This is a genomic window from Vibrio sp. V38_P2S17PM301 (assembly GCF_009904845.1).
Taxonomy (GTDB): Bacteria; Pseudomonadota; Gammaproteobacteria; order Enterobacterales; family Vibrionaceae; genus Vibrio; species Vibrio proteolyticus.
Genome location: NZ_WXWO01000034.1, coordinates 1 through 14,706, shown reverse-complemented (window position 1 = coordinate 14,706; position 14,706 = coordinate 1). Strand labels below are relative to the sequence as shown.

16 protein-coding genes and 4 tRNA genes are annotated in these 14,706 nt (G+C 52.8%); 13 read left to right on the top strand and 7 right to left on the bottom strand.

Annotation, left to right across the window (positions count from 1 at the left end; all coding sequences use genetic code 11):
* Positions 1-54 precede the first annotated feature (54 nt).
* Entirely contained in the window at positions 55-1,437 is a 1,383-nt protein-coding gene (gene cpxA / locus CAG64_RS07810) for an envelope stress sensor histidine kinase CpxA (protein WP_161448515.1), read from the bottom strand.
* Positions 1,437-2,123 (bottom strand): response regulator, encoded by a 687-nt coding sequence (locus CAG64_RS07805; RefSeq protein ID WP_021707249.1) that lies wholly within the window; start codon positions 2,121-2,123, stop codon positions 1,437-1,439. Before CAG64_RS07805 ends, cpxA begins: the two co-directional genes overlap by 1 nt.
* Before the next feature lie 189 nt (positions 2,124-2,312).
* Here CAG64_RS07805 and CAG64_RS07800 point away from each other — a divergent pair, with 189 nt between their 5' ends.
* The 3 genes from CAG64_RS07800 to pfkA all read left to right on the top strand — a co-directional run bounded on the left by CAG64_RS07800 (position 2,313) and on the right by pfkA (position 5,067).
* Positions 2,313-2,831 carry a CpxP family protein gene (locus CAG64_RS07800; protein WP_021707250.1) on the top strand — a complete coding sequence of 173 codons (519 nt, stop codon included), beginning with the start codon at positions 2,313-2,315 and terminating at the stop codon, positions 2,829-2,831.
* A gap of 98 nt (positions 2,832-2,929) precedes the next feature.
* Positions 2,930-3,838, top strand: coding sequence for a CDF family cation-efflux transporter FieF (fieF, locus tag CAG64_RS07795; protein WP_161448513.1), 909 nt, complete (start codon positions 2,930-2,932; stop codon positions 3,836-3,838).
* A 266-nt stretch (positions 3,839-4,104) separates the two neighbouring features.
* Entirely contained in the window at positions 4,105-5,067 is a 963-nt protein-coding gene (gene pfkA / locus CAG64_RS07790) for a 6-phosphofructokinase (protein ID WP_021707252.1), read from the top strand.
* Positions 5,068-5,123: 56 nt separating this feature from the next.
* Here pfkA and CAG64_RS07785 read toward each other — a convergent pair whose 3' ends face one another.
* Positions 5,124-5,627 (bottom strand): MgtC/SapB family protein, encoded by a 504-nt coding sequence (locus CAG64_RS07785; protein WP_021707253.1) that lies wholly within the window; start codon positions 5,625-5,627, stop codon positions 5,124-5,126.
* An 88-nt stretch (positions 5,628-5,715) separates the two neighbouring features.
* Complete coding sequence (gene epmB, locus CAG64_RS07780) at positions 5,716-6,738, bottom strand: EF-P beta-lysylation protein EpmB (protein ID WP_161488860.1); 1,023 nt, start codon at positions 6,736-6,738, stop codon at positions 5,716-5,718.
* Between the two features lie 33 nt (positions 6,739-6,771).
* On the opposite strand from epmB, the gene efp reads away from it, so the two are divergent.
* The 3 genes from efp (at position 6,772) to rraA (ending at position 8,966) form a co-directional block, all read left to right on the top strand.
* Positions 6,772-7,338, top strand: coding sequence for an elongation factor P (gene efp / locus CAG64_RS07775; protein ID WP_021707255.1), 567 nt, complete (start codon positions 6,772-6,774; stop codon positions 7,336-7,338).
* A 112-nt stretch (positions 7,339-7,450) separates the two neighbouring features.
* Entirely contained in the window at positions 7,451-8,368 is a 918-nt protein-coding gene (locus tag CAG64_RS07770) for a 1,4-dihydroxy-2-naphthoate polyprenyltransferase (RefSeq protein WP_021707256.1), read from the top strand.
* Between the two features lie 76 nt (positions 8,369-8,444).
* On the top strand, positions 8,445-8,966 hold the full coding sequence (gene rraA / locus CAG64_RS07765) for a ribonuclease E activity regulator RraA (RefSeq protein WP_021707257.1): 522 nt from the start codon (positions 8,445-8,447) through the stop codon (positions 8,964-8,966).
* Between the two features lie 44 nt (positions 8,967-9,010).
* Here rraA and CAG64_RS07760 read toward each other — a convergent pair whose 3' ends face one another.
* Positions 9,011-10,369: an MATE family efflux transporter gene (locus CAG64_RS07760; RefSeq protein ID WP_021707258.1), complete on the bottom strand. Its 1,359-nt coding sequence runs from the start codon at positions 10,367-10,369 to the stop codon at positions 9,011-9,013.
* Between the two features lie 121 nt (positions 10,370-10,490).
* A complete protein-coding gene (tpiA, locus tag CAG64_RS07755; protein WP_021707259.1) occupies positions 10,491-11,261 on the bottom strand; it encodes a triose-phosphate isomerase in 771 nt (256 codons plus the stop codon).
* Positions 11,262-11,510: 249 nt separating this feature from the next.
* Here tpiA and CAG64_RS07750 point away from each other — a divergent pair, with 249 nt between their 5' ends.
* Both CAG64_RS07750 and CAG64_RS07745 read left to right on the top strand, forming a co-directional pair.
* Positions 11,511-11,858: a 5-carboxymethyl-2-hydroxymuconate Delta-isomerase gene (locus CAG64_RS07750; RefSeq protein WP_021707260.1), complete on the top strand. Its 348-nt coding sequence runs from the start codon at positions 11,511-11,513 to the stop codon at positions 11,856-11,858.
* A 56-nt stretch (positions 11,859-11,914) separates the two neighbouring features.
* Complete coding sequence (locus tag CAG64_RS07745; protein WP_040903221.1) at positions 11,915-12,340, top strand: DUF805 domain-containing protein; 426 nt, start codon at positions 11,915-11,917, stop codon at positions 12,338-12,340.
* A gap of 33 nt (positions 12,341-12,373) precedes the next feature.
* Here the strand turns inward: CAG64_RS07745 and coaA are convergent, their stop codons facing one another.
* A complete protein-coding gene (gene coaA, locus CAG64_RS07740) occupies positions 12,374-13,297 on the bottom strand; it encodes a type I pantothenate kinase (protein WP_021707262.1) in 924 nt (307 codons plus the stop codon).
* Between the two features lie 208 nt (positions 13,298-13,505).
* Here coaA and CAG64_RS07735 point away from each other — a divergent pair.
* The 5 genes from CAG64_RS07735 to CAG64_RS07715 all read left to right on the top strand — a co-directional run.
* Positions 13,506-13,581: transfer RNA gene (locus tag CAG64_RS07735), tRNA-Thr, on the top strand.
* 36 nt (positions 13,582-13,617) lie between these two features.
* A tRNA-Tyr gene (locus tag CAG64_RS07730) sits at positions 13,618-13,702 on the top strand.
* A 35-nt stretch (positions 13,703-13,737) separates the two neighbouring features.
* Positions 13,738-13,812, top strand: a tRNA-Gly gene (locus tag CAG64_RS07725).
* Positions 13,813-13,825: 13 nt separating this feature from the next.
* Positions 13,826-13,901 (top strand) — tRNA-Thr (locus tag CAG64_RS07720).
* Between the two features lie 101 nt (positions 13,902-14,002).
* Positions 14,003-14,706, top strand: a 704-nt coding sequence (locus CAG64_RS07715; protein WP_161489294.1) for a GTP-binding protein, incomplete at its 3' end; no start/stop codon positions are given.

Genomic DNA, 14,706 nt, shown 5'->3' with positions numbered 1-14,706 from the left:
TTCACTTTAGTGATAATAAATCTCATTATCAACTTGGTTTTTTGTGGGGGTATTTCACCCTACCACCAAAGGCAGCTCGATACATACTTTCAACCCGCCCAGTTGACTGCGGCTGGCGGTGATGCTACCGCTGTGCTGGCGCACCGCACTTTCAGTGATCGCAAGCCCCAGTCCGGTGCCGCCCGAGTGACGATCACGAGCCGTCGAGACACGGTAAAATGGGCGAAAGATGTCCCGAAGTTCGCTGTCTGGCACGCCATCGCCATTGTCTTCGACCTGAATGATCAGGATGTCGCCATGCTCACTCAACTGGACATCAACCCGATCCCGACCATAGTAAATCGCATTACGGATGATGTTTTCCACCGCGCTCATCAGCAGTTGTGGATTGCCGGAGATGTGACGATCAGGAATGGCGGAGAAAGTCAGGGTTTTACCCATTTGCTCGGCCTCAAACTGGCTGTCGCTCAGCAGCTCTTCCCACAGACTGGACAACGGCTGCACTTCGCGACTGAGGTGGCTGTCGGCCTGCATGCGCGACAGCTCGAGCAGTTCACCGATCATGGTTTCCAGCCGCTGGGCTTCGGTATCAATACGCTCCAGCTCCTGACTGTTGCCCTGTTTGCGCACCGCCAACGCGTTGGCCATCCGTAAGCGGGTTAAAGGAGAGCGCAACTCATGTGAGATATCCGACAGTAGACGCTGCTGACCGGAAATCATCTGGTTGACCGCTTCGACCATCTGGTTGAAGCTGGCGCCGGCCTGACGAAATTCTGAGGTGCCTTTTTCCAGCTTCGGGTCGACGACAAACTCGCCGCTGGCGACCCGGCGTGCGGCCAGTTCCAGTTTGCGTGCGGGTTGACTGAGCGCCCAGGCCAGCCACAGTAGCAGCGGCGTACTTACCGCCATGACTGCCAGCAGCAATTGGAACGGCTTATCGAATAGACGCAGCAGAAACGGCGGCGGCTCATTCCAGCGGAAACCGAAGTAGAGCCGCAGATCCTGATTGGCCAGAGTGATGGGGAGCGGGCCACCAATCATATAGCGGCCGTAGAGGCGCTGTTTAGGCGGTGAGTCCGGTTCAATACCGGTGACGAAGTTTTGCAGCGCCTTGAGTTTAAAATCGGTGTGACGGCGAGTTGTAAGGATAGTGCCGTCGGTATCGGACAGAAACAGGCGGGGCTTGGGATCGCGAGGGCCGCCTTCATGGGCGTCAAGGCGAAACAGAATCCGACTGAGATCGGTTTCGTTGGCAAAACGCTGCTCAACCCGATCGCGCGCCTGCTGCATGCGCTGCAGGTGGTCGGCGGGAATGTCACGCGCTTTGCGAGGGTCGAGGTGAGGCAGTGACAATACCGCGAGCAACACCAGAGCCATGGTGAACCAGAAAATCGCAAAGATCCGCCCGTACAGGCTGGTGATTTTCGGCAGACGCATCAGTCCTCCTCAACCAGCAGGTAACCGCGACCACGCAGGGTTTTGATGCGCGATTTGCCATCTTCGCGTTCTGGCAGTTTCTTTCGCAGGTTGGAGACATGCATATCAATGGCACGATCAAAGGGCGCAAGACGTTTTCCCAGCACATCCAGACTGAGGGCGTCTTTGGTCAGAGTCACCCCGGGGTTTTGCACTAAGTGCGTCAGCAGGGCGAATTCGGTGGTGGTCAGCTCGAGCAACTGACCGCTGCAGTAAGCTTCCTGGCGTCCGGGAAAGATTTCGATGTCCTGATAACACAGGCTGTCGCTGTGGCGGCCACTGGCTTTGTGCTGGGTGCGACGCAAGATGGCGCGGATCCGGGCCAGTAGCTCACGGTCGCTGAACGGTTTAGGCAGATAGTCATCGGCGCCGAGTTCCAGCCCCACCACGCGATCAATTTCTTCGCCTTTGGCCGTCAGCATCAGCACCGGGGTTTCCCAATCGTGACGCAGACGTTTTAAGGTTTCCATACCGTTGAGTTTTGGCATCATCACATCCAGCAGGATCAAATCGATTTCCTCAGACAGCGCTGCCAGACCGGCTTCGCCGTCGTTGGCCTCCGAGACAGTGAAGCCTTCAAAGCTCAGGACTTCCTGCAGCAGACTGGTCAGCTCGGTATCGTCATCAATTAAAAGAATGTGCGCCATGGGTGTGCCTCTGTTATCTCGCTCTGGTCTTATATTACTGCGAAAAATGATTGGGTTTCAGCGCGATTTTCACTCTTTACGATTCTTTACGCTGGCTAAACGTTGCTTTACTCACCACGACGTATTCTACACTCAAGCGCTGCAGAGAGCGGCATGCATGAACAAGACTATCCTCAAGAGGGACTGATTATGAAAATGGCAAAGAAAATGATTCTGGCGGCGGTCGTTCTGCCACTGACTCTGGGCACCGCGAGTGCGTGGGCATTTGGTGGTAAAGGCGGCGAAGGTCATCACGGTGGTGAGTTCGGCAAATGTGCCTCTGACCGGGGCATTTTTAAAGAGCTGAATCTAACGGACGCGCAGAAGGACCAGCTCAAGACGATGCGTGAACAAGGGCGTCAGGAGATGCGAGCTAAGTTTGCCGGCAATAACGAAGCACGTCAGGCTGAAATGCAGGCGTACCATGCTCAGGTCCAGCAATTGCTGCTGGCCGACAATTTTGATCAGGCACAAGCCAACACACTGGCCAAACAGATGGTCGAAAAGCAAACTGAGCGCCGGGTACAAATGATGGCCCGTCAGCACAAGATGCTGAGTGTGTTGACGCCGGAGCAGAAAACCCAGTACGCGGAACTGAAACAAGAGCGTATGCAGGAGTGTCAGGCGAAAATGCACGAGCGGATGCAAAAGCGTGCCGAGCAAAAATAACGCGATACCGACCTCAAAAAGGCAGCTTAAGGCTGCTTTTTTGTTTCACAATGAGCACGTTATACTTGATAGATTATTCTGGTTATTGTGAACACGTTATGAAGAAAGACTATGCGCGCCTGGTGACCCTGGCGGCCTGGACTGCGGCGACGGTCGCGACCTTGTTACTGATCGTGAAAATCTTTGCCTGGTGGGTGACCGGTTCTGTCAGTTTGCTGGCGTCACTGATCGACTCGCTGCTGGACATTGCGGCGTCGGTGGTCAACCTGATCGTGGTGCGCTATGCGGTGCAGCCGGCCGATCGCGAGCACACCTTTGGCCACGGCAAAGCCGAATCGCTGGCCGCACTGGCGCAGGCGATGTTCATTTCCGGCTCAGCCTGTTTTCTGATCCTCAATGGGGTGGACCGCTTCTTTCGCCCGCACGAACTGACCTCACCGGAATACGGGGTGTACGTCAGCCTGTTTGCCATTGTGGTGACGTTTGCGCTGGTGCGTTTTCAGCAGTACGTGGTGCGCAAGACCGGCAGCCAGGCGATTGCTGCCGACTCGCTGCATTACCAGTCGGATCTCTACATGAACATCGCGATCATGGTGGCGTTGGGGTTGAGCTGGTTTGGCCTGAAACAGGCGGATGCGGTGTTTGCGGTCGGGATCGGGATCTACATTCTCTATAGTGCATTCCGGATGATCACCGAAGCAACTCAGATCCTGCTTGATCGACAGTTGCCGGAGGAAGAGCTGGAGCAGATCCGCTTGTCCTGCCTTGAAGTGGACGGCGTGTTGGGTGTGCATCAGTTGCGAACCCGGATGTCCGGGCCAGTGCGATTTATCCAGTTGCACCTGGAACTGGAGGACCAGATTCCGTTGATTGAAGCACATCGTATTTCTGACGAAGCGGAAGAAAAATTGTTACAGCTTTTTCCTGAAGCGGACGTCTTAATTCATCAGGATCCTTTCTCGGTTGTGTTTGGTCCAGAGCGGGCGCAAAAACGTGAAGACTTCTAGTAGCACGAGGTTTACGAGACAAACCGACAGTTCTTGGCTATCTTTTCTGCTGCGGAAGAAATAAACCTGATTCTGATGTGCATCAACAAAGTGTTCGCACAAAGCTGTAATACTTTTACATAAGTAGAAAACTTACATGATTTCGTGCAAATAACAGTAGTATTCCTTTGCGGTAAAGGTAACATAAAGCACAGTTTCTGAGGGTGGCTCAGTCGGGCGGCCTGAATCAAAATTTGATATTAAATTCCCAAAAATCGAGGGTGAGAATGATTAAGAAGATCGGTGTACTAACAAGTGGCGGTGACGCACCTGGTATGAACGCTGCGGTTCGTGGCGTGGTTCGCACGGCACTATCTGAAGGTCTGGAAGTATACGGTGTATACGACGGCTACCTGGGTCTTTATGAAGATCGTATCGTCAAGTTGGATCGTTCGAGCGTATCGGATGTGATCAACAAAGGCGGTACGTTCCTGGGCTCTGCTCGTTTCCCTGAGTTCAAAGACGTTGCGGTACGTGAGAAAGCGATTGAGAACCTGAAGAAACACGGCATTGATGCGCTGGTGGTGATTGGTGGAGACGGTTCGTATATGGGGGCGAAAAAGCTGACTGAAATGGGGTACCCATGTATCGGTCTGCCGGGCACCATTGACAACGACATTGCGGGAACAGATTACACCATCGGTTACCTGACGGCACTCAACACAGTGATCGACGCGATTGACCGTCTGCGTGACACGTCGTCTTCGCACCAGCGTATTTCTATCGTGGAAATCATGGGCCGTCACTGTGGTGACCTGACCTTGATGTCGGCGATTGCGGGCGGATGTGAATACATCATCACCCCGGAAACCGGTCTGGATATGGATAAGCTGATCAACAACATTCAAGATGGTATCGCCAAAGGCAAAAAGCATGCGATCATCGCACTGACTGAGCTGATGATGGATGCGAACGAGCTGGCGAAAGAGATTGAAACGGCGACTGGGCGTGAAACCCGAGCTACTGTACTGGGTCACATCCAGCGCGGTGGTCGTCCAACTGCATTTGACCGTGTACTGGCATCTCGCATGGGTAACTTTGCGGTTCACCTGCTGCTGGACGGACACGGCGGCCGCTGTGTTGGTATCCAGAAAGAACAACTGGTGCACCACGACATCATCGATGCGATTGAGAACATGAAGCGTCCGGTACGTGAAGATTTGTACCAGGTGGCGAACGAACTGTTCTAAGCACCGACTCATCGAGATGAAAAAAACCACCCGTCTGGGTGGTTTTTTTATGCTATCTACGTCTCGCTGCTGTGGCGTGGTGGTACTTTACGACTGCGAAAGCGCTGATGAACGCCGCGGCGCAGCGCCTGAAAATGGTTTTCGGCTTTGTCGACGCCGAGCAGCACACTCAGGGCCAGCACAGTGATCAGGATCGACTGCTGCCAGTAACCCAGGCCGATCATCATCCCCAGCGCGGCCAGTACCCAGATCACCGCCGCAGAAGTAACACCGTGGATTTTTCCGTCCATGGTCATCATGACGCCTGCACCGAGAAAGCCGACCCCTGTGATGATCTGGCCGAGTACCCGGGCCTGATCTAAGGTGTTGGGCGAGAGCGTGACCGCCATCGACATGAACAGATAGGTACCGGCGATGACCAGAATCGAGGTGCGGATACCGACGGGCTTCCCCCGGGTCTGCCGCTCGGCGCCGATCAGAGCGCCGTTTAGGGCACAGCAGAACAGGGCCAGCCAGCTAAAGGGCCCTAGGTCAAAAAATGGCGCGATGGAAATTGGCATATTGGCCTCCCAAAAGCGCGGAGTATGCAAAGATTCACGGCAGGGTGCGAACAAATGTTTTTAATCGACACGAACAGGTTTGTTGGTGTTATTCCAGATGCAAATCAAGTGGCGTTTTGCTTGTCCGGCCGCCGATTTCCCGTGTCAGGGTCGGGACTAAATAGCCGGATACCCGTGCAATCAGACCGGCCATCAGTGCGCGGGCGTCGTCATCGGAAACAAAAAAGTGGGCCGCGCCCTGAACTTTGTCCAGGACATGCAGGTAGTAAGGCAGAACACCGGCATCAAACAGGGCTTCGCTGAGAGCAACCTGACTATCGACGTTGTCGTTGACGCCTTTGAGCAGAACACTCTGGTTGAGCAGTGTTACACCGGCGACTTTGAGCTTGCGCAGGGCGTTCCCCAGATCGTCATCAATCTCTTGGGCATGATTGATGTGCGTCACCAGCACCACCTGCAGACGGCTGGTGGCCAGCAACTGACACAAGGTGTCGGTAACCCGGGCTGGGATCACCACCGGCAATCGGGTGTGGATCCGCAGCCGTTTGATGTGGCGGATGTCGGCGAGGTGCTCCACCAGCCAGGTCAGCTCATGATCTTTGGCCATCAGAGGGTCGCCCCCAGACAGGATCACTTCGTTCAGCTGGGGCTGTGCGGCGATGTAATCCAGACTCTGCTGCCACACCGATTTATTGCCCTTGTTGTCCTGATAAGGGAAGTGGCGGCGGAAACAGTAGCGGCAGTTGATCGCGCAGCCGCCTTTGACGATCATTAGCGCGCGGTTACGGTATTTATGCAGCAGGCCGGGGACGGCGTTGTTTTGCTCATCCAGCGGATCGGTCGAATACCCCGGCTGCACGTCAAACTCTTCAGACAGCGGCAGGACCTGACGCAAAAGCGGGTCGTGAGGATTGCCTTTTTCCATTCGATCGACAAAACTTTGTGGCACACGCTGTGCGAAGAGCGTTTTTGCGTCAAATCCGTGTTGCCAAGGTGATGGGTCGATTTCAAGTTGCTTCAGGAGCTGGAGCGGATCCGAGATCGCGTTTGCCAGCTGTTTGAGCCAGTTTTGCTCAACAGAATCAACTTTTCGGGTTATTATGTGCGGCATTAAATTTAACTCGAAGAATGGTAAGAGGAAAAAATGGCTACAGTTAGCACGAATGAATTTAAAGGCGGTCTTAAAATTATGCTTGATAATGAGCCTTGTGTCATTCTCGAAAACGAGTATGTCAAACCGGGCAAAGGTCAGGCATTCAACCGTGTAAAAATCCGTAAACTGCTTTCTGGTAAAGTTCTGGAGAAAACCTTTAAGTCTGGCGATTCTGTTGAAACCGCTGACGTAATGGATATCGATCTAGACTACCTGTACAACGACGGTGAATTCTACCACTTCATGAACAACGAAACGTTCGAGCAAATCGCAGCAGACATGAAAGCGGTGGGCGACAACGCGAAGTGGTTGGTGGAAAACAACACGTGTATGCTGACTCTGTGGAACGGTAACCCGATTGCAGTGACGCCGCCAAACTTTGTTGAACTGGAAGTGGTTGAAACGGATCCGGGCCTGAAAGGCGATACACAGGGTACCGGTGGTAAACCAGCGACACTGACCACAGGCGCGGTTGTACGCGTTCCGCTGTTCATTCAGATCGGCGAAGTGATCAAAGTGGACACACGCTCTGCGGAATACGTGGGTCGCGTGAAGTAATCCCGCTAGGATTTGGAAAAAAGGTCACTTCGGTGGCCTTTTTTGCGTTTTGCGGCGGATTCATTGATGTGCCACAATCTTCACTACCTCTTAGGGCATTATGATAAGGTCCATGAAACAGTCATTACGTATCTGGCTTGATGCCGCCCGGCCAAAAACTTTGCCACTGGCGCTGGTCTCTATTCTGACCGGCAGTGTGCTGGCGTTTTCTTTTGGTCAGTTTTCTCTTCCGGTCGCATTGTTGGCGTTTGTCACCGCGACCTTATTACAGATTTTGTCAAACCTGGCGAACGATTACGGTGATGCGGTCAAAGGCACCGACAACGATAAGCGCCTGGGGCCCATGCGGGCGATTCAATCCGGGGCGGTGTCACTGGCGTCGATGCGTCAGGCGATCGGCATCAATATTGTGCTGACCATCATCGCGGGTCTGGCGTTGGTGCTCTACGCGCTTGACAGCTTGCACAGTATTCTGGCCTTTATTGCACTCGGTTTGCTGGCGATTTTGGCCGCGATTGCTTATACCGTGGGCAACAAACCCTATGGCTATGTGGGACTGGGTGACATCTCCGTGTTCATCTTTTTCGGTTTGCTGGGGGTTGCCGGTACTTATTTCCTCCACACCGGACGCATTGACGCGGCGCTGAGTCTGCCAGCAGTCGGCTGCGGTTTGCTGGCGGTTGCTGTACTTAATATTAACAACATGCGTGATATTGAAAACGATCTGGCGTGTGGTAAGCGCACCGTGGCGGTGCGTCTTGGGCAGACCCGGGCCAAGCAGTATCACTTTGTGTTGTTGGGGGGCGCGGTGCTGGCTTTTGCGCTTTATCTGGGCTTACAACCGGCTCCGGTGTGGATCAGCTTACCGTTTCTGCTCAGCCTGATCGTAACCTACAAACACGGCAAAGCGGTCTGGCACGCGGATCAACCGGCTCAAATTGCACCAATGATGCCAGTGGTCGTTAAGTGCTCTCTGGTGACTAACCTGTTGTTTGCAGGAGTGGTTATAGCTCAAACAATCACGAGTTAATTGCGGGTTGTCATTGCATTGACTTAATGACCAGATATACTCGGAAGTAATTACTATCAGTAAGAGAAGACATGCTATGGAATACAATACCTCAGCGTTATGCGATATCTATCTGGATCAGGTGGATGTTGTCGAACCTATGTTCAGCAACTTCGGCGGCAGTGCGTCTTTTGCCGGTCAGATTACGACGGTTAAGTGTTTCGAAGACAACGGTATGATCCGCGAAGTCCTTGAGCAGGACGGGTTGGGCCGGGTGCTGCTGATTGATGGTGGGGGCTCATTGCGCCGGGCGTTGATTGACGCAGAGCTGGCTTCTCTGGCTGAAGAGAACGAATGGGAAGGTATCGTCGTGTACGGCTGTGTGCGAGAAGTGGACGAACTTGAAGACATGAGCATCGGCATTCAGGCGCTGGCGTCGATTCCGGTCGGAGCAGTGCAGCAAGGCATCGGTGAAGTCGATGTTGCGGTCAATTTCGGCGGCGTCACTTTCCTGCCGGAAGATTATCTGTATGCCGACAACACTGGCGTTATCCTCTCTCAAGAGCCGCTGGATATTGAAATCGAGCGCGACGAAGAAGAAGAACTGGAAGTGCTGTAACGACCACCATTTCTGAAAAGAAAACCGACCGGAGGTCGGTTTTTTTATGTCTGTGGTTCGCTCGAACGCAGTGAATGGTGTTGTCGACGCAGGCGCAGCGCGTAAAGATAACCAAATAAGCCACCGAGGATGTTGCCCAGCGCAATGCCGCCAAACAGGCCTTCAACGTCATGGAGCTGACTACCCAGCCAGGCTGACGGCAGGGTAAATACGAACAGACGCATAAAGCTCCACTGGAAAGCATTGAGCGGTTTGTGCAACGCATTCAATCCGGACACCAGCATCATCACGGTACCCTGAAAACCATAACTGAATGGCACCACCAACAAGTAGTGCCACAGCAGATCGCGCACCGTTTGCTCCTGAGAAAACAACGCCGCCAGAGGAACACTGAGCGGCACCATGGCGAGAAACACCAAAAACTGAAACGCGATTGAAAAGCGCATGCTCAGAAACAGACCACCAAAGCTGCGCTGCGGATTCCCGGCGCCGAAGTTTTGCGCCATAAACGGCGTCAAAGCTGAGGTCAGGGACATCAGAACCAGGATCAAAATTGACTCAATGCGTTGCGCGGCGCCATACGCGGCAACGGCGGCGGTGCCGTGTGAGGCCAGCAGCATCATCAGGACCGCACCGGCCAGTGGGTTCATGGCATTGGACAGCGCTGCGGGGGTACCGATTTTGAGGATTTGTTGCCAGTCGGGCAGCAGCCGAGACAGGCTGGGCATCGCCAGTAGCTTCTCGCGTTGCAGCAAGATATACAACGAGCCAATTAAGGCACCGAGCCAGCTCATCGCGCTGGCAATAGCGGCGCCGCGAATGCCCAGCTCCGGAAAAGGCCCATAGCCAAAGATCAACAGAGGGTCGAGAATGCCGTTGATCAAACCAGCCAGCATCATGATCTTCGCTGGGGTTTTAGTGTCGCCAGTGGCGCGGATCACGCTGTTGCCCGCCATCGGGATCACCAGCAGTGGGATGGTTAGATACCAGATGTCCATATACTGGTGGATCAAGGGCAGAAGGGTTTCATCGGCGCCAAGGGCCAGAAACAACGGGTCGATGCTCACCAGTCCCAGAGCGGACGCCAGCATTACCAGCACTACCGCCAGTAACAGACCATGGCTGGCAACCCGAGCGGCATGTTTGGTATCCCCCTGACCGAGCAAACGGCCGATACTGGTAGACAGTCCCATACCGATGCCCATGGTGATGCAGTTCACCGCGAACGTGACCGGGAAAGTAAAACTGATCGCAGCCAGCGCCTGGGTACCGAGCAGGGAAATAAAGAACGTGTCCACCAGGTTAAACATCAGGATCGCCACCATGCCGAAGATCATCGGTACGGTCATTTGACGCAGCACATCGGGAATGGGGGCCGTGAGCAGGCCGTGTTTATCGTGCATAGGTGGTACAGCAGCTGGAGAAAAAAGCTAGGATACTCGCAACCTGTGTCGGAGACAAACCAGAAACAAAAAAGGCCGGCAAATGCCGGCCTTCTCTATTCGAACTTGGTTCGAATCGCGCTTACGCTTTGGCTTTTGCCGCAGCTTTGGCGATTGCTGCAAAGCTTTTCGCGTCCAGAGATGCGCCGCCAACCAGGGCACCGTCGATGTCTGGCTGTGCAAAGTAAGCTTCTGCGTTTTCTGGTTTCACGCTGCCGCCGTACTGGATGATGACTTGTTCTGCAACCGCTGCATCTTTAACGGCGATCAGAGCACGGATAGACGCGTGAATGCGTTGTGCATCGTCAGCTGTTGCGGCTTTACCAGTACCGATTGCCCAGATTGGTTCGTAAGCGATGATGGCGCCGTTCAGAGCGTCAACGCCGTAGGCGTCGATCACTGCATTGATTTGACGTGCACATACGGCTTCGGTTTCGCCCGCTTCGTTTTGTGCTTCCGTTTCACCGATACAGAATACCGGCGTTAGGCCGTTTTCTTTCAGGAACGCGAATTTCTGAGCAACAAACTCGTCTGATTCTTTGTGGTAATCACGACGCTCAGAGTGGCCGATGATGATGTGAGAAGCACCGAAATCTTTCAGCATGGCTGGAGACATGTCGCCCGTGTACGCGCCACTGTTGTGCAGGTCAGTGTTCTGTGCACCCAGGATCATTTTGTTGCCGCCTTCTGCGATCAGACGCTCAGCCAGATCCAGGTACAGTGCGGGTGGAGCAACCGCTACGTCAACGCCAGTCACGCCTTCAAGTTCCGCATTCAGACCAGTCAGCAGTTCAGTGACCATTGCTTTACTGCCATTCAGTTTCCAGTTACCCATCACTACAGGACGACGCATAGGAATATCTCCCTTATCTTTAATGTAAAAAGTGTATGAATGTAAAAAATCAACGTAATTGCGAAAGAATATAACAGAATAAATCGGCCAGATCATGATTCCAGTCATGTCTTTATGGAATGTCGCGACCGCTTGCGAGTGATCTGGTAAACAGAATCATAGTGCAGTGCTCGGATTTTGCCGCCCGACTTGCTATTACTGAGGCTTGGTTTACGACAATACTTTGCGAAATAACAGTAAGGAAGCACAATGCCCAACCTTGTCATGGAATACTCAAACTCAGTGGAAGAGCGCGTCAATATTCCCGGATTGCTGGACGATTTACATCAGGTCGCGTTGAAAAGCGGTTTGTTTGAGCTAGCGTCCGTCAAATCCCGCGCCGTGCGCATCAATGACTGGTTGATTGGTGAAGAAGGGGACAGTGTTGATTTTATCCACCTCAGTTTTGAGCTCTTGGCAGGGCGTACTGAAGAGCAGAAACGTGACTTGTCCCGCCAATTGATCGATACCCTGCAAAGGCAAGCCAGCCATGTTCGTAGTCTGACGGTGAATATTCGTGATATGGATAAAGCCTGTTTTCAGAAAGTGGTAAACTAAACCGTTGCTTCTGGAGATACGATTTCCGGGGAGTGAATATTCTGCAGGTGAAAACGATGTCGATACAACAATTGTTATTTTCTTTCCAGGGCCGGGTGGGGCGTCAGACTTACTGGCTGTGGAATCTGGCGTATTACGCCGCGATTGTGCTGTTTGCTGCCGCGGTCAATAAACTGTTTCCCGGCATCGCGCATCTGGTGTTGCCGGTGTTTTTGTTGCTGGTGCTGATCCCGGATCTGGCGATCACTGCGAAACGCTGGCATGACCGGGACAAATCAAGCTGGTGGTTGCTGTTGAACGTGCCACTGGTGGTGGCGCGTCTGGCGGTGCCGGTCGGCGAGCCGACTCAGATGGCGCAGCCGGATTTATGGCAGACGCTGATTTCTCTGGCGTCGCTGCTGTGCGGTGCCTGGATCCTGGTCGAGTGTGGTTTTTTGCGCGGCAGTGACGGGGACAACCGTTACGGCAGAGCGCCGCATTGAGAACAACAAGCCCGATCGTGCCCGGGCTTGGTTTTATTTACGCAGCAGGATTTCTTCTACGGTATGATTCGCGCCTTTGCGCAGAATAAGCTGCGCCCGCTCTTTGGTGGGTAAGATATTTTGCTGCAGGTTAATGCCGTTGATCGATTGCCAGATGTTCCGTGCTTTGTCGACAGCTTCCTGTTCGGTTAATTGAGTATAGTGACTGAAGTAGGAGCCGGGTTTGGTAAACGCGCCCTGGCGGAATTTCAAAAAGCGTTCAACGTACCATTTTTGGATCAGCTCGCTTTCGGCATCGACGTAGAGCGAGAAATCGAGAAAATCGGAAATAAACACCCGGTGGGGGTCGTGGGGATAGTCCATCCCACTTTGCAGGACGTTTAGCCCTTCGATGATCAGTACGTCTGGCTGGTCGACCACTTTCACTTCATCAGTAATGTCATACGTCAGGTGTGAATAGACAGGGGCAATCACATTCGGCTTGCCGGCCTTAACGTCGGAAACGAACTGCACCAGACGTTTCATGTCGTACGATTCCGGGAAGCCCTTTTTCTTCATAATCCCGCGCTCCAACAACACCCGGTTCGGATGGAGGAATCCATCGGTGGTGATCAGCTCGACCTTCGGGTGGTTTTCCCAGCGAGACAACAGCGCTTTGAGCAAACGGGCTGTCGTGCTTTTACCGACAGCAACACTGCCAGCAATGCCGATCACGAACGGCGGAGCGACATGGGTGTTCCCCAGAAACTGGTTCAGCACAGTATTGCGGCTTTGGCGGGCGGCGACGTACAAATTGAGCAGACGCGACAACGGCAAATAGATTTCGACAGCCTCTTTCATGGTCAGGTTTTCGTTGATGCCCTGCAGCTCTTTCAAGTCGTCTTCAGAAAGCGTCATAGGAACAGAGTTACGTCGTTCTGCCCATTGATGACGGCTGAAAGAAAGATAAGGACTCATAAGCTACTCTGTCGAAATCGAAATAATAAGAGGAGCGAACATACAACAAGGAGCCGATAATGCAAACGACTTAGGCTGCAGAAATGCCTTAAAAGACGAAATTTGCGTGAAAAATCAGCAAACACGCTGATTTTTGGCAAAATCCACAATTTTTTCGCTTTTGCTCTTGCAACCCTGAAAATCATTCAATAGAATGCGCACCACTTATGCCGACTTAGCTCAGTAGGTAGAGCAACTGACTTGTAATCAGTAGGTCACCAGTTCGATTCCGGTAGTCGGCACCATTCTCTCCTTTATAGTAGTGAGAATGGCGAAAATTTGGAGGGGTTCCCGAGTGGCCAAAGGGAGCAGACTGTAAATCTGCCGGCACTGCCTTCGATGGTTCGAATCCGTCCCCCTCCACCATATTCCAAAGGAAATAGCTCTCAGAGTTACGTGTTGCGGGCATCGTATAATGGCTATTACCTCAGCCTTCCAAGCTGATGATGCGGGTTCGATTCCCGCTGCCCGCTCCACTCAATTTAGAGTGCTGATATAGCTCAGGTGGTAGAGCGCATCCTTGGTAAGGATGAGGTCGGCAGTTCGAGTCTGCCTATCAGCACCAGCTCTAAGCAAAGTTTTCCTTTTGATATATACTTTATTACCAATAATTTTTGGTTGCGTGGTCATTCAAGCCACCTAAATCCGTACCTAGAGGGACAACTCATGTCTAAAGAAAAATTTGAACGTACGAAACCGCACGTAAACGTTGGTACTATCGGCCACGTTGACCACGGTAAAACAACTCTAACTGCAGCTATCTGTACTACTCTTGCTAAAGTTTACGGCGGTGTAGCTAAAGACTTCGCATCTATCGATAACGCTCCAGAAGAGCGTGAGCGCGGTATCACTATCGCTACTTCTCACGTAGAGTACGACACTCCAACTCGCCACTACGCACACGTTGACTGTCCAGGACACGCGGACTACGTTAAAAACATGATCACTGGTGCTGCTCAGATGGACGGTGGTATCCTGGTAGTAGCTGCAACTGATGGCCCAATGCCACAGACTCGTGAGCACATCCTACTAGGCCGTCAGGTTGGTATCCCATACATCATCGTATTCATGAACAAATGTGACATGGTTGACGATGAAGAGCTACTAGAACTAGTAGAAATGGAAGTTCGTGAACTTCTTTCTGAGTACGATTTCCCAGGTGATGACCTACCAGTTATCCAAGGTTCTGCACTAGGCGCGCTGAATGGCGAAGAGCAGTGGGAAGCGAAAATCGTTGAACTGGCAGAAGCACTGGACACTTACATCCCAGAGCCAGAGCGTGCAGTAGACATGCCGTTCCTGATGCCAATCGAAGACGTATTCTCAATCCAGGGTCGTGGTACAGTAGTAACTGGCCGTATCGAGCGTGG

What these genes read in the sequence shown, in the direction of transcription:
- cpxA (WP_161448515.1), bottom strand. Translation starts at nt 1,437, where the DNA reads ATGCGTCTGCCGAAAATCACCAGCCTGTACGGGCGGATCTTTGCGATT.
- CAG64_RS07805 (WP_021707249.1), bottom strand. Translation starts at nt 2,123, where the DNA reads ATGGCGCACATTCTTTTAATTGATGACGATACCGAGCTGACCAGTCTG.
- CAG64_RS07800 (WP_021707250.1), top strand. Translation starts at nt 2,313, where the DNA reads ATGAAAATGGCAAAGAAAATGATTCTGGCGGCGGTCGTTCTGCCACTG.
- fieF (WP_161448513.1), top strand. Translation starts at nt 2,930, where the DNA reads ATGAAGAAAGACTATGCGCGCCTGGTGACCCTGGCGGCCTGGACTGCG.
- pfkA (WP_021707252.1), top strand. Translation starts at nt 4,105, where the DNA reads ATGATTAAGAAGATCGGTGTACTAACAAGTGGCGGTGACGCACCTGGT.
- CAG64_RS07785 (WP_021707253.1), bottom strand. Translation starts at nt 5,627, where the DNA reads ATGCCAATTTCCATCGCGCCATTTTTTGACCTAGGGCCCTTTAGCTGG.
- epmB (WP_161488860.1), bottom strand. Translation starts at nt 6,738, where the DNA reads ATGCCGCACATAATAACCCGAAAAGTTGATTCTGTTGAGCAAAACTGG.
- efp (WP_021707255.1), top strand. Translation starts at nt 6,772, where the DNA reads ATGGCTACAGTTAGCACGAATGAATTTAAAGGCGGTCTTAAAATTATG.
- CAG64_RS07770 (WP_021707256.1), top strand. Translation starts at nt 7,451, where the DNA reads ATGAAACAGTCATTACGTATCTGGCTTGATGCCGCCCGGCCAAAAACT.
- rraA (WP_021707257.1), top strand. Translation starts at nt 8,445, where the DNA reads ATGGAATACAATACCTCAGCGTTATGCGATATCTATCTGGATCAGGTG.
- CAG64_RS07760 (WP_021707258.1), bottom strand. Translation starts at nt 10,369, where the DNA reads ATGCACGATAAACACGGCCTGCTCACGGCCCCCATTCCCGATGTGCTG.
- tpiA (WP_021707259.1), bottom strand. Translation starts at nt 11,261, where the DNA reads ATGCGTCGTCCTGTAGTGATGGGTAACTGGAAACTGAATGGCAGTAAA.
- CAG64_RS07750 (WP_021707260.1), top strand. Translation starts at nt 11,511, where the DNA reads ATGCCCAACCTTGTCATGGAATACTCAAACTCAGTGGAAGAGCGCGTC.
- CAG64_RS07745 (WP_040903221.1), top strand. Translation starts at nt 11,915, where the DNA reads ATGTCGATACAACAATTGTTATTTTCTTTCCAGGGCCGGGTGGGGCGT.
- coaA (WP_021707262.1), bottom strand. Translation starts at nt 13,297, where the DNA reads ATGAGTCCTTATCTTTCTTTCAGCCGTCATCAATGGGCAGAACGACGT.